Genomic DNA, 13,201 nt, shown 5'->3' with positions numbered 1-13,201 from the left:
GTCCTTCAATTCGCGTATTGCGTGCCCAGATCGTTCAGAAACGGCGCGCGCGCAAGCTTCGCGTCCCGAACAGGAACCCACAAGGAGACACCCCGATGACCGCCAATCCGCACGGCTTCACGCTCAACCACACCATGCTGCGGGTCAAGGATCCGGAGAAGAGCCTCGAATTCTACTGCGGCGTGCTGGGCATGACCTTGCTGCGCAAGACCGATATCGAGGCGGGCGAGTTCTCGCTCTATTTCCTCGGGTTCACCGGTAGCGACGACGAAGTCCCCACGGGCGACGCCGATGCGACGGAATATGTCTTCTCGCGCCAGGGCGTGCTCGAACTCACGCATAATTGGGGAACCGAGGAGGAGGACGGCCCGGTCTATCACGACGGCAATGCAGCGCCGCAGGGCTTCGGCCATATCGCGCTCGACGTCCCCGATCTCGCCGCCGCGGTGGCGCATTTCGACAAGCACGGGGTCGAGTTCCAGAAGCGCCCCGAGGACGGGATGATGAAGCACATCGCCTTCATCAAGGACCCCGACGGCTATTGGGTCGAAATCCTCAGCGCGCGCAGCATGGCGGGGCGCTAGGCGCCGGCCGGGGGCGCGGGCCCGGTCCGCGCCTGGCCGGTGCGGCCCTGCCCGGTCCTGCACAGCGCCTCTGCGGGACAGATCGGGCAATCCCTATGGCTCGGGCGGCAGGTTGTCTGCCCGACCTTCTTCATCAGCAGATCATGCTCGTCGTAATCGGCGGCGCTCCATTCGGGCGGCATCGCGGGCATGATCGCTTCATAGGCGCGCGCGGTGTCGGCCTTTGGCGGCACCAGCCCCATCCGCTGGAGGATGCGGGTGTGATGGCCGTCGAGCACCAAAGCCTTGCGGTCGAGCGTGCTGGCGTTGACCACCCCGGCGGCGATCTTGCGCCCGACGCCGGGCAGCGTCTCGAGCCAGGCCATCGCCGCAGCTGTGTCGAGCGGCTCGAGATGCGCCAGATCGACCGCGCCGCGCTCCGCCACCACCGCCTGCAAGGCGCGCTTCAGCCGCTCGGCGGCGACATTGGGATAGGTCTGCGTCGCCAGCAGTTCGCGCAATTCGTCGAGCGGTGCCTCGGCGACCGCCTCCCAGCTACCGTAGCGCGTGAGCAGCCGGTCAGCCGCGGCGTTGGAGATCGGCGATTTGGTCCGCGCGCCGATCAGCCCCTGCACCAGCACCCATTCGGGCCGCCGCCACTGCGCCGCGGCGCGCTCGATCCGCCCGAATCGCTGGACCAGCAGCGGCTGGAGCCGCCGCAGGGTCTCGGTGCGCGGATCGGGGCCGAGAGGGAGTTGCATCTCAGTCGCTGCCGGCACCCGCTCTCATCTGCGACACTCCGGCGGCCGCTCTACTCCCACTCGATCGTGCCGGGCGGCTTGCTGGTGTAGTCGTAGACCACCCGGTTGATGCCGCGCACCTCGTTGACGATGCGGGTCGCGACATTGGTGAGGAAGGTGGCGTCGAAGGGATAGACGTCGGCGGTCATGCCGTCGGTGCTGGTCACCGCGCGTAGCCCGCAGACGCTGTCGTAGGTGCGCGCATCGCCCATCACGCCGACGGTCTTGACCGGGAGCAGCACCGCGAAGGCCTGCCAGATCGCGTCGTAGAGCCCGGCGTTGCGGATTTCCTCCAGGTAGATCGCATCGGCCTTGCGCAGGATGTCGCAGCGCTCCTTGGTGACCTCGCCGGGGATGCGGATCGCGAGACCGGGGCCGGGGAAGGGATGGCGGCCGACGAAGGCTTCGGGGAGTCCGAGTTCGCGGCCCAGCTCGCGCACCTCGTCCTTGAACAATTCGCGCAAGGGCTCGACCAGCTTCATGTTCATCCGCGCGGGCAGGCCGCCGACATTGTGGTGGCTCTTGATCGTTACCGAAGGCCCGCCGGTGAAGCTGACGCTTTCGATGACATCGGGATAGAGGGTCCCTTGCGCGAGGAAATCGGCGCCGCCGATCGCCTTGGCTTCCTCCTCGAAGACATCGATGAAGGTCTTGCCGATGAACTTTCGCTTGGCTTCGGGGTCGGTGACCTCGGCAAGGCCGGAAAGGAACAGCTCCTCGACATCGCGGTGGACCAGCGGGATGTTGTAGGAGCCCTTGAACAGCGAGACGACCTGTTCGGCCTCGCCCTGGCGCATGAGGCCGTGGTCGACGAAGACGCAGGTCAATTGCTCGCCGATCGCCTCGTGGATCAGCACCGCGGCGACCGCCGAATCGACCCCGCCCGAAAGCCCGCAGATGACCTTGCCGTCGCCGACCTGCTCGCGGATCTCGGCGATTTTGGTGGCGCGGAATTCGGCCATGGTCCAATCGCCCGCCAGCCCGCAGACGTGGCGGGTGAAATTGGCGATCAGCTTCGCACCATCGGGGGTGTGGACGACTTCGGGATGGAACTGGATGCCGTAGAAGCGCCGCGCCTCGTCGGCGATCACCGCGAAGGGCGCGCCGTCGCTGGTGGCGACGATCTCGAAACCGGGCGCGAATTGCGTGACCTTGTCGCCATGGCTCATCCACACCTGGTGGCGCTCGCCGACTTCCCACAACCCGTCGAACAGCGCGCAGGGCTGCGTGACGGTGAGGAAGGCGCGGCCGAATTCGCCGCCTTCACCGGTTTCGTGACCGGGGCGGACCTCGCCGCCCAATTGCTCGGTCATCACCTGCTGGCCGTAGCAGATGCCGAGGATCGGGATTCCCGCCTCGAACAGCGCCTGCGGCGCGCGCGGGCTGCCTGCGTCGGGGACGCTGGCGGGCGAGCCCGAGAGGATGATGCCCTTGGGCTTCATCCGCGCGAAGGCCGCCTCGGCCATCGTGTAGGGGGCGATTTCGGAATAGACCCCGGCCTCGCGCACGCGGCGCGCGATCAGCTGGGTCACCTGGCTGCCGAAATCGACGATGAGGATGGAGTCGGAGGGCTGAATGGTCATGGCGGCGCGTTAAATGGGCCGCGCCGCCAAGTCGATAGGACAAGTCGCCAGGGCGAGACGCCGGGCTAGGCGGCGTCGCGCTTGTTCAAGCGCGCCGCGCGATCGCTTGCACGGGCACCGCCGGCGGGGTCCCGGTCCCCGAACTTGAGGAAAGTCTCCGCGCCCGAAACGGGGCGACCCAGGTGATAGCCCTGCAGCAGATCGATCCCGAGCGAGCGCAGCATCGCCAGCTCCGAGGCGGTTTCGACCCCTTCCGCGACGATATCGGCGGCGGTCTCGCGGGCAAAGGCGAGCAGCGCCGCGACCATGGCGCGGCGGCTGCGATCGAGCCCAATTCCCGCGACCAGCGCGCGGTCCAGCTTGATCAGATCGGGGGTCAGCTGAAGAATGTGGCGCAGGCTCGAATAGCCGGCGCCGGCATCGTCGATGGCAAGCCGTACGCCCTGCGCCCGCAAGGGTGCGAGCGCCTCGGCAAAGCTGGCATAATCCTCGATATGCGCGTGTTCGGTGATCTCCAGCACGATCTGGCGACCCCGCGCCCGCGCGACGATATCGCCCAGATTGCCCGCGGCCACGGTCGCCGGCGACGCGTTGAGCGCGATATAGGCGTGCGCCGGCAGCACATGGCTCTCGTCGAGTGCGCGATGGATCGCCGCAAGTTCGAGGTCGTTGCGAAGGCCGGCGGCTTCGGCTTCGGCGAACCAGACGTCGGGCGAGCGAACCGGCTCGGGCGCGAATCGCGACAGCGCCTCGAAACCGATCGGGCGATCCGCCGCGAGGCTCCAGATCGGCTGGAACGCCATGGCAAATTGTTCGTCCGCGATCACCGCGCGAATCCGGGCATGCGTTGCCTCCAGCTTGCGCGACGACTGGCGCTCGCGGGCGATTTCGAAGGCGGTGAGTTCGGCGAAGCTTTTCATCATCGCCAGATCGCGCGGGTTGAGGCTCTCGTCCGCTTCGGGTCCAAGGCAGCAGAACATCCCGTAGGTCTCGCCATCGGGCATCATCAGCGGGACGCTGATATGCGCGCCGATCGGTATCGCGGCGGTGATCGGCATCGCGGCCGCCAGCGGGAAGCGGGCGGTGTCGGGGATCAGTTCCGGGAGCCGCCCGGCGAGGATGTGGCGGCAATAGACTTCATCGAGCGAGCGTTCGTCGCCCGGTTTGATCAAATGCTCGAGTCCGGGCGCGTCGACCTCGCGATAGACCGCCATGTCGCCGACGAATTCGGAGACATAGGCGACCTGCAAATCCAGATGCCGCCGCATCGCGCGCAACGCGCGCTTCGCCACCGTATCGCCCCGACCGCCGTTGCCCGATTCATAAAGAAGCGCGAGCGTATCCTCTCGATCATCACTGGGTCGGCCCACCGCCTGGATCCTCTGCATTGCTGGACGTCGAGAAACCCATGACTGCAAATGGTTAACCAAATGCAGAGCCCGGAACGGGCGCGCCCTAAGCCGCGCGAAAACGTGTTGCGCGAAACGCAACTAGATTTAAGGTTTTCTCACTTTCGTTCGCAAGTTCGCAACATTATTGCAGCCCTCACAGTCGACCAGCGGATGTCCCCCCTCCCGGTCGACACGTTCGGAAGCTGCCGCGATGCGCGACGTCGCGCTGCGGCTTTCGGCCTTCCTTGCGGTGAGACCGGTCGCACCTTTGCGATCCTCTCCCCCGCTGATCGGCGACCGGTCCCGCAAGGCGATATGGCAGCGAGTAGAGACGCGGCCCCCTTCTCCCTCTCCCACCCTCCCGATGGTGGCCGCGTCTCGAAAGCACCCGCCGCCGCCGGGGCGCCTCCGAGAACCAGCCGTCGGGTCAGGCGGGCAGACCGCGGCGCTCGGCTTCCTCGCGCAATTCGGTCTTGAGCAGCTTGCCGATATGGCTGCGCGGCATGTCGTCCACCGCGTGCAATTGCGCCAGCCGCTGGGTCTTGCCCAGCCGCGCGTTGACCGCCTCGCGAATCGCCTCCGGATCGCGCGCGCCCTTAGCCAGCACCACGAAGCCCACCGGGGTCTCGCCCCATTGTTCCGACGCCACCCCGATCACCGCCGCCTCGGTCACATCGTTCTCGGCCATCAGCGCGTCTTCCAGATCGACCGGGAAGATGTTGAACCCGCCTGAGATGATCATGTCCTTGGCGCGCCCGACCAGTTCGAGAAAGCCGTCGGCGTCGAGCCGGCCGATATCCCCCATCCGCTGCCACACCTGCCCGGTCTCGGGGTGGGTCCAGTAGCCTTCGCGCGTCTTGCCCGGCTGGTTCTTGTAGCCCGCCATCATCGCCGGACCGATGCCGACGAGATTGCCCGGCGTTCCCGGCGGCACCGGCCGGTCCTCGTCGTCGAGGACCAGCAGTTCGCTCCCCGGCGCGGGCCGCCCGACGGTGTGCAGCTTGTCGCGATGCTCATGCGCGGCGAGCAGGCAGACCACCCCGCCTTCGGTCATCGAATAGATCTCGATCAGCGCGCCGGGCATCCGCTCGAGCACCTCGGCCTTCAGCTCGGCGGAAAAGGGTGCGGAGGTGCAGTATTTGTAGCGCAGTGCCGAGAGGTCGAATGTGTCGAAGCGCGGCTCCTGCATCAGCCGGCGGTATTGCACCGGAACCAGCATGGTGTGGGTGATCGCCTGCTCCTGCGCGATCGCGAGCCAGCGCAGCGCGTCGAACTTGCCCATCACCGTGACCGTGCCCCCGGCGAGCAGCGGCGCGAGGAAGGCGACCATGGTGGTGTTGGAATAGAGCGGGGTCGAGGCGAGGGCCCGCACCGGCTCCTCGCTGGCGCGATAGCTGGCGGCGGTGGTGGCGAATTGCCGCCAGCGCATCAGATGCGAATGGACGATCCCCTTGGGAGTGCCGGTGGTGCCCGAGGAATAGATGATATTGAACGGATCGCCGGGCTCGGGTGCGAAAGCGGGCGGGGTGGCGCCCGCGGGTGCCATCCAGCTCTCCAGCTCCTCGTCGAGCACGATCCGCTCCATGCCGGGAAAGCAGCCCTCGCCCAGCTCGGTGAGCTTGGCGCGGTCGATGAAGATATGCCGCGCGCCGCTGTCCGCGGCCATGCCCGCGAGCTGTACGGGGCTGGCGCTGGTGGTGAGCGGCGCCGCGACCCCCCCTGCGCGCACCGCGGCGAGGAAGACCAGCGCATAGGGACCCGAGGAATAGCCCAGGATCGCGACCGATTGCCCGCTTTCGAGCCCGGTCTCGACCAGCCGCGCCGCGATCCGGTCGAGCCGTTCGTCCATTTCGCGCCAGCTCAGTTCGCCATGATCGTCGCGGAGCGCGACAGCTGCCGGCTGCACCGCGGCCCAGCGGCGCAGGATGGTGTCGTAAGTGCCGAATTCGGCGGTGAGATCGGCGGGTGTGGGGGGAGTTTCGGTCATGGCGCGCGAGACTATCCGCCCCGCGCCTCATGTCCAGTCAGCATTAGGCAGTCAGCATTCGATGACGTTGACCGCCAGACCGCCCTGGCTGGTTTCCTTGTACTTCGTCGACATGTCGAGCCCGGTCTGGCGCATGGTCTCGATCACCTGGTCGAGGCTGACGCAGCTTTCCGCCGCGGTCCGGTGCAGCGCCAGCCGCGCGGCGTTGACCGCCTTCACTGCACCGATCGCATTGCGCTCGATACACGGGACCTGGACGAGGCCGCCGACGGGATCGCAGGTCAGCCCGAGATTGTGCTCCATCCCTATCTCCGCCGCGCTCGCGACCTGGTCGGGGCTGGCGCCCCACAGCGCCGCGAGCCCGCCCGCCGCCATCGAACAGGCGACCCCGACCTCGCCCTGGCATCCCATTTCGGCGCCGGAGATCGAGGCGCGCTGCTTGTAGAGCAGCCCGATCGCGCCGGCGGTGAGCAGGAAGGTGCGGCGGCTCTCCTCGCAGCGCTCTTCCTCGGCATTCTTGCAATAGAAGCGGATCACCGCAGGGATAATGCCCGCCGCGCCATTGGTCGGGGCGGTGACCACGCGGCCACCGGCGGCGTTTTCCTCGTTCACCGCCATGGCGAAGCAGTTGAGCCAGTCGAACAAGGCTTCGCGCTCGTTGGAGAGCGGAGCGGCGGAGAGCTTGTCCCACAGATCGGGCGCGCGGCGGATGACCTTGAGCCCGCCGGGCAGCACGCCGCGCTGGCTCAGACCGCGTTCGATGCACTGGTCCATCGCTTCCGCGACGCGGTCGAGCCCGGCGAGCGTCTCCTCGCGCGGGCGGAAACTGTCCTCGTTGGCGAGCGTGAGCTCGGCGATCGCCAGGCCGGTGCGCGCGCATTGCGCCAGCAGTTCCTCCGCCGACCCGAAGGGGTGCGCCACTGCGGTCCCCGCCGCGACCCGATCGTTCGCGGGCCGCTTCCTGAGCTGTGCCTCGGAAGCGACGAACCCGCCCCCGGTCGAATAATAGGTCCGCTCGAACAGCATTGCACCCGCGTCGTCGAGGGCTGCCAGCCGCATGCCGTTGGGATGGAGTTCGGGGATGATGTGCCCGGCGAGATCGATATCGCCGCGCGGATCGAAAGCGATCTCGTGATCGGCCGCCAGCGCGAGCCGACCGCTCTCGCGCATTGCCTCCAGCGCCGCGGCCGCCTTGTCGGGGCAGGTACTTTCGGGGCTGAAACCCATCAGCCCGAGAACCGCGGCGTCCGGCGTGCCGTGGCCGATTCCGGTCAGCGCCAGCGACCCCTGCAGTTCGACCGTCACCCGCGCCGTCCGCTCGAGCTTGCCGGATTTCTTCAGCGCACGCAGGAACATGCGTCCGATCCGCATCGGTCCCACGGTGTGCGAGGAGGAGGGACCGATCCCGATCCGGAAGATGTCGAGCACCGAAAGCATGGCTGGCGAGATGGCCTCCTGCGCCGCGCAAAGCAAGCGGTTGCAGGCGAAACCAACGCTCTGGCGGCGCGATGGTCTTGTCCACGCTGCGATCTGTGGGAAAGATCGCCGGTAAAACTTTGGAAATCTGCGGCTTTGCGCCTATATAATCACCATGAACGACACACCCGAAACCAGCCCCGAAAATACCCCCGAAATCCTGGCCGAAACCGCCCCCGTGGAATCCGGCGGCTTACCGGCGCGGGTCCGCCAAGAAGGCGCCTATGGCGCGGATTCGATCAAGGTTCTCAAGGGCCTGGACGCGGTGCGCAAGCGCCCGGGCATGTATATCGGCGACACCGACGACGGCTCGGGCCTGCACCACATGGTGTTCGAGGTCTCCGACAATTCGATCGACGAGGCGCTGGCGGGCCATTGCGATCTGGTGCTGATCGAACTGAACCCCGACGGCTCGGTCTCGGTCGAGGACAACGGTCGCGGCATTCCGGTCGACATGCACAAGGGCGAAGGCGTCTCTGCGGCCGAGGTCATCATGACCCAGCTCCATGCGGGCGGCAAGTTCGAGAACACCAATGACGACAACGCTTACAAGGTCTCGGGCGGGCTCCACGGGGTGGGCGTCTCGGTGGTCAACGCGCTGAGCGAATGGCTCGAGCTCAAGGTCTGGCGCGACGGCAAGGAGCACTGGATCCGCTTCGAGCACGGCAATGCGGTCTCGCCGCTCGAGATCACCGGCGATGCGCCGCCGGTCGCGAGTTCGGGCGACGAGAACGGCCTCAAGAAGGGCACCCGCGTGACCTTCCTGCCCTCGACCGAAACCTTCAAGAACGTGCTCGAGTTCGATTTCGACAAGCTGGAACACCGCTATCGCGAGCTCGCCTTCCTCAATTCGGGCGTCCACATCCTGCTGCGCGACAGGCGCCACGAGGAAGTCGCCGAGCACGATCTCTATTACGAGGGCGGGATCGCGGCCTTCGTCAAATATCTCGACCGCAACAAGCAGCCCTTGTTCGTCGATCCGATCTCGGTCTCGGCCGAGAAGGACGGGATCGGCATCGATGTCGCGCTCGAGTGGAACGACAGCTATTACGAGAACGTCCTCGCCTTCACCAACAACATCCCGCAACGCGACGGCGGCACGCATCTCGCCGCCTTCCGCGCCGCGCTGACCCGGACGCTCAACAATTACGCGCAGAGCTCGGGGCTGATGAAGAAGGAGAAGGTCACGCTTTCGGGCGAGGACATGCGCGAAGGCCTGACCGCGATCGTCTCGGTCAAGCTGCCCGACCCCAAATTCGGCTCGCAGACCAAGGACAAGCTGGTCAGCTCCGAGGTCCGCCAGCCGCTCGAGGCGCTGATGGGCGAGAAGATGAGCGAATGGCTGGAGGAAAACCCCGCCGACGCCAAATCGATCATCCAGAAGGTGATCGACGCCGCCGCCGCGCGCGAGGCCGCGCGCCGCGCGCGCGAGATGAGCCGCAAGGGCGCGATGAGCGTCGCCAGCCTGCCAGGCAAGCTGGCCGATTGCCAGGACCGCAATCCGGAGAACTGCGAGCTGTTCCTGGTCGAGGGCGATTCGGCCGGCGGCTCGGCCAAGCAGGGCCGCGATCGCCGCACGCAGGCGATCCTCCCGCTCAAGGGCAAGATCCTCAACGTCGAGCGCGCGCGCTTCGACCGGATCATCTCGTCCAAGGAAGTCGGCACGCTGATCCAGGCGATGGGCACGGGCCTGCGCGACGAATTCACGCTCGACAAGCTGCGTTACCACAAGATCGTCATCATGACCGACGCCGATGTCGACGGCGCGCATATCCGCACGCTGCTGCTGACCTTTTTCCACCGCCAGATGCCCGAGATCATCAAGGCGGGGCATCTCTTCATCGCCCAGCCGCCGCTCTACAAGATCCAGAAGGGCAAGTCGGAGGTCTATCTCAAGGATCAGCCCGCCTACGATCGCTTCCTGGTCCAGACGGGGCTGGACGGCCGGCTGCTCGAGACCGCCGGCGGGACGCGCGGCGGCGCCGAGCTGGCCGGACTGGTCGAGCACGCGCTGCGGCTGCGCAACCTGTTCGGTTTCGTGCCGCGCAAATACAATTACGCGCTGATCGAGGCGATGGCGCTGGCCGGCGCACTCGACCCCGAGCTGACCGACCGCAGCGAGGCGCTGAACAAGGCCGCGGCGCATCTCCAGATGGGCGACACCGAGGCGCGCTGGAGCGCCGATATCGGCGAGGACGGCTTGGTTCGTTTCCGCCGGCTGTGGCGCGGGGTGACCGACGTCCACGAGATCGAGGCGGCCTTCCTCACCAGCGCCGAGGCGCGCAAGCTCCACCGCGTCGCGGGCGAGCACGCCGAGGTCTATCAGAGCCCGGTGCACTTGGTGAAAGGCAGCGAGGACGAGGCCGAACCGGTCGATCCCGACAGCGCCGACGAGACCGATTCGGATGCCCCCGCGATCGCCGACGACAGCGCGATCACGCTGCCCTCGCAATTGCTCGACGCGGTCATGGCCGCCGGACGCAAGGGCCAGAAGGTCCAGCGCTACAAGGGTCTGGGTGAGATGAACGCCGAGCAATTGTGGGAGACCACGCTCGATCCCGACAACCGCGCGCTGCTCCAGGTCAAGGTCGAGGATGCCGACGTGACCGACGAGATCTTCACCCGGCTGATGGGCGATATCGTCGAACCGCGCCGCGAATTCATCCAGGACAATGCGCTCAACGTCGCCAATCTCGATGTCTGATCGCGGATGAGCGTGGCCGGAGACCAGCCGCTGCACGGCGACGGAGCCGAGTCGCTGACCGGCGACGCCAGGGAGGCTTCCGCCGCGCATAAGCGCGTCGAGCGCGGCGGTTTCCTGGTGTTCCTCGCGCTGGTGACGCTGGCGTTCCTCGCGATCGCCTGGCCCTTCGCCGCACCGGTGCTGTGGGCGGCGCTGGCCGCGATCATCTTCCAGCCGCTCTATCGCCGCATTCTGAGCTGGCGCCCCGGTCACGAAAACCAGGCCGCGCTGGCAACAATGATCGTGGTGACTTTCGCAGTCGTCCTGCCGGCGGTGCTGATCGGTATGGCGATCGTCGCGCAGGCGATCGGGGTGGTGGTCGCCTTCCAGGAGGGCCGGATCGACGTGGCGAGCTGGTTCGCACAGCTTATGGACGTGCTGCCCGCACGGGTGCAAGCCTCGCTGGCGCAATCGGGCTGGGGCGATCTGAGCGCGGTGCAGGCCCGGATTCAGGACTTCGTCGAACAATCGGCCGGGCTAATCGCAACCCAGGCGCTGGCCATTGGCGGCAGCGTCGCGGGCTTCGTCCTGGCGCTCGGCGTGGCGCTCTACGTCGCCTATTTCTTCCTGCGCGACGGCCGCGCGATCGGCTATGCGGTGGTCCGGGCGCTGCCGATGGAACGCGCGATCGCCGAACGGGTGGCCGACCGTTTCCTGACCATCGTGCGCGCCACCATCAAGGGTTCGGGGGTTGTCGGACTGGTCCAGGGAGCGCTCGGCACGATCACCTTCTGGATCATCGGCTTTCCTTCGGCGCTGCTGCTCGGTCTGCTGATGGCGATCGCCTCGCTGCTCCCTGCGGTGGGTCCGGCGCTGATCTGGGTCCCGGTGGCGGTCTATCTGCTCGCGACCGGAGCGGTCTGGCAGGGCGTGGTGGTCGTCGTTTCGGGAGTGGCCGTGGTCGGCCTTTCCGACAATTTGCTGCGACCGGTGCTGGTCGGTCGCGACACCGGCATTCCCGACTGGATGATCCTGGTGACCACATTGGGCGGGCTGGCGCTGGTCGGGCTGTCGGGAATCGTCCTCGGGCCGCTCGCCGCGGGACTGTTCATCGCGGGCTGGTCGATCCTGAGCGAACAGCGCGAGAAGGCTTCCGGCGCGACCCCCGCGACTGGCCCTGGCATCGCCCCTGACATCGGCCCCGGGACGCCCCCCGCGACCCCGCGATGAACTGGCAGCCCCCCTCCTTTCCCCCGCAGCGCCACGTTATGACGCAGCAGCAACAGGTCGGACAGCTGATCATCGCCGGCGCGCTGGTAATCTTCCTGCCGCAATTGCCGCTGGGAAATTACGTGCTTTACCCCTTCACCATCCTGACGACCTGGTTCCACGAGATGGGGCACGGGCTGGCCGGACTGGCGCTGGGATGGGAGTTCGAGCGGCTGGTGCTGCTGCCCGACGGCTCTGGCTATGCCGAGAGCTACGCGCCCAGCGAGCCGGGGGTCTTGGCGACCGCACTCATCAGCCTGGGCGGGCCGCTGGGGCCCAGCGCCATCGGCGCCGCGCTGATCGCCGCCACCCGCCACGCCCGATGGTGGCGGCCCGCACTCTATGCGCTCGCGGGAATGATCCTGCTCTCGACGCTGATCTGGGTCCGCAGCACGGTCGGCTTTCTGGTTCTGCCGCTGATCGCCGCCTCGCTGGTAGGGATTGCGCTCAGGGCGCGCCCCGGGCTGGTGCGGTTCGCGGTGCAGTTTCTCGGCGTACTCGGCGCGCTCAGCATGCTGCGCGACTGGCACTATCTCTTTTCCTACAGCGCGGTGATCGGCGGGCGTCCGATGCTCTCGGATACCGGTGCGCTCGAGGAAGCGCTGTGGTTACCCTACTGGTTGTGGGCGATCGTGATCGTCGCGATCTCGGGGGCGATGGTCGGAGCGGCGCTCAAATTCGCGCTCGCCGAAGACGGCGGCCCGCACCGCTGAGGCTGAAGACCGGCCTGGCTCAGGCGGCGCGCAATCCCGAGACGCCGCGTGCGCCGCGATCCCTGCCCGACAGCCCTGCGAACATTGTCTCGACGATGACCGCCAGCTTGTGCTCGCTCAACCGTTCGTCGAGCATCATCAGCACTTCGGGCTGGGTATAGGCGACCACCATCTGGTTGATCAGCGACAGCGCCTGATCGATCTCGAGCCCCTCGAAATACCCGTCGGCCTGGGCCTGTGCGATCAGCTCGCACAGATAGTGATCGGCCAGATCGATGTAGGAGCGCACCCGCTCGAAGCGGCGCGAGCCCAGTTCGCACAGCAGCGCGAAGGTCTCGGGGTCGCGGCGGTATTCCTTGCGATGATGGACGAAGCGGCGAGCGAAGAATTCGTAGAATTTGCGGATCGTCGGCAGGTCGCTCGAGACCACGTCCTCCATCATCTCGACATGCGGCGCGAACCAGCGCTCGGCAGTGGCGTCGAACAGATCGCTTTCCTGCGGGAACAGCGCGTCGATCCGCGCGCGCGACAGGCCGGCTTCGGCGGCGAGCACCTCGGGGGTGATCTCGGCGCCGCGCTTGGCGGTCAACTCGATCGCCAATTGCGCAAGCCGCGCGCGTTCGCGGGTCCTGTCTTCCCTTGTCACTCTTAGCGCACCTCCTCGATCGCCGCTTCCGTTTAGCCCAAGCATGCGAAGGTTTAAAGGCAGCGCGTCGGCAATCCTACCGCCGGCCGC

The 13,201-nt window shown here is 67.0% G+C and carries 10 protein-coding genes; 4 read left to right on the top strand and 6 right to left on the bottom strand.

What is annotated here, in order from left to right; genetic code table 11:
* Window positions 1-95: 95 nt before the first annotated feature.
* Window positions 96-584: a lactoylglutathione lyase gene (gloA, locus tag Q9K01_RS01445; protein ID WP_305928434.1), complete on the top strand. Its 489-nt coding sequence runs from the start codon at window positions 96-98 to the stop codon at window positions 582-584.
* On the opposite strand, the gene Q9K01_RS01440 is transcribed toward gloA, so the two are convergent.
* The 5 genes from Q9K01_RS01440 to Q9K01_RS01420 form a co-directional block, all read right to left on the bottom strand.
* Window positions 581-1,324, bottom strand: a complete 744-nt coding sequence (locus tag Q9K01_RS01440; RefSeq protein WP_305928433.1) for an endonuclease III domain-containing protein — start codon at window positions 1,322-1,324, stop codon at window positions 581-583. The genes gloA and Q9K01_RS01440 overlap by 4 nt on opposite strands.
* Before the next feature lie 50 nt (window positions 1,325-1,374).
* Window positions 1,375-2,946 (bottom strand): glutamine-hydrolyzing GMP synthase, encoded by a 1,572-nt coding sequence (gene guaA, locus Q9K01_RS01435; RefSeq protein WP_305928432.1) that lies wholly within the window; start codon window positions 2,944-2,946, stop codon window positions 1,375-1,377.
* 65 nt (window positions 2,947-3,011) lie between these two features.
* Window positions 3,012-4,316, bottom strand: coding sequence for a sensor domain-containing phosphodiesterase (locus Q9K01_RS01430; protein ID WP_305928431.1), 1,305 nt, complete (start codon window positions 4,314-4,316; stop codon window positions 3,012-3,014).
* A gap of 448 nt (window positions 4,317-4,764) precedes the next feature.
* The gene (locus Q9K01_RS01425; protein ID WP_305928430.1) at window positions 4,765-6,324 is read right to left on the bottom strand and encodes a class I adenylate-forming enzyme family protein; all 1,560 of its coding nucleotides are present in this window, start codon (window positions 6,322-6,324) and stop codon (window positions 4,765-4,767) included.
* Between the two features lie 51 nt (window positions 6,325-6,375).
* Window positions 6,376-7,761 (bottom strand): L-serine ammonia-lyase, encoded by a 1,386-nt coding sequence (locus Q9K01_RS01420; RefSeq protein WP_305928429.1) that lies wholly within the window; start codon window positions 7,759-7,761, stop codon window positions 6,376-6,378.
* Between the two features lie 154 nt (window positions 7,762-7,915).
* Here Q9K01_RS01420 and gyrB point away from each other — a divergent pair, with 154 nt between their 5' ends.
* From gyrB to Q9K01_RS01405, 3 genes are read left to right on the top strand one after another with little or no spacing between them, the layout of a single operon-like run.
* Window positions 7,916-10,504, top strand: a complete 2,589-nt coding sequence (gene gyrB / locus Q9K01_RS01415; RefSeq protein WP_305928428.1) for a DNA topoisomerase (ATP-hydrolyzing) subunit B — start codon at window positions 7,916-7,918, stop codon at window positions 10,502-10,504.
* A gap of 6 nt (window positions 10,505-10,510) precedes the next feature.
* Complete coding sequence (locus tag Q9K01_RS01410; RefSeq protein ID WP_305928427.1) at window positions 10,511-11,713, top strand: AI-2E family transporter; 1,203 nt, start codon at window positions 10,511-10,513, stop codon at window positions 11,711-11,713.
* Window positions 11,714-11,751: 38 nt separating this feature from the next.
* Complete coding sequence (locus Q9K01_RS01405; protein WP_305928426.1) at window positions 11,752-12,465, top strand: M50 family metallopeptidase; 714 nt, start codon at window positions 11,752-11,754, stop codon at window positions 12,463-12,465.
* Window positions 12,466-12,484: 19 nt separating this feature from the next.
* On the opposite strand, the gene Q9K01_RS01400 is transcribed toward Q9K01_RS01405, so the two are convergent.
* Complete coding sequence (locus Q9K01_RS01400) at window positions 12,485-13,111, bottom strand: TetR/AcrR family transcriptional regulator (RefSeq protein WP_305928425.1); 627 nt, start codon at window positions 13,109-13,111, stop codon at window positions 12,485-12,487.
* Window positions 13,112-13,201: the final 90 nt, after the last annotated feature.

It is taken from the genome of Qipengyuania benthica (assembly GCF_030717865.1).
Taxonomy (GTDB): Bacteria; Pseudomonadota; Alphaproteobacteria; order Sphingomonadales; family Sphingomonadaceae; genus Qipengyuania; species Qipengyuania benthica.
The sequence above is the reverse complement of the archived record's forward strand: the minus strand, read 5'-3'. Positions and strand labels throughout refer to the sequence as shown.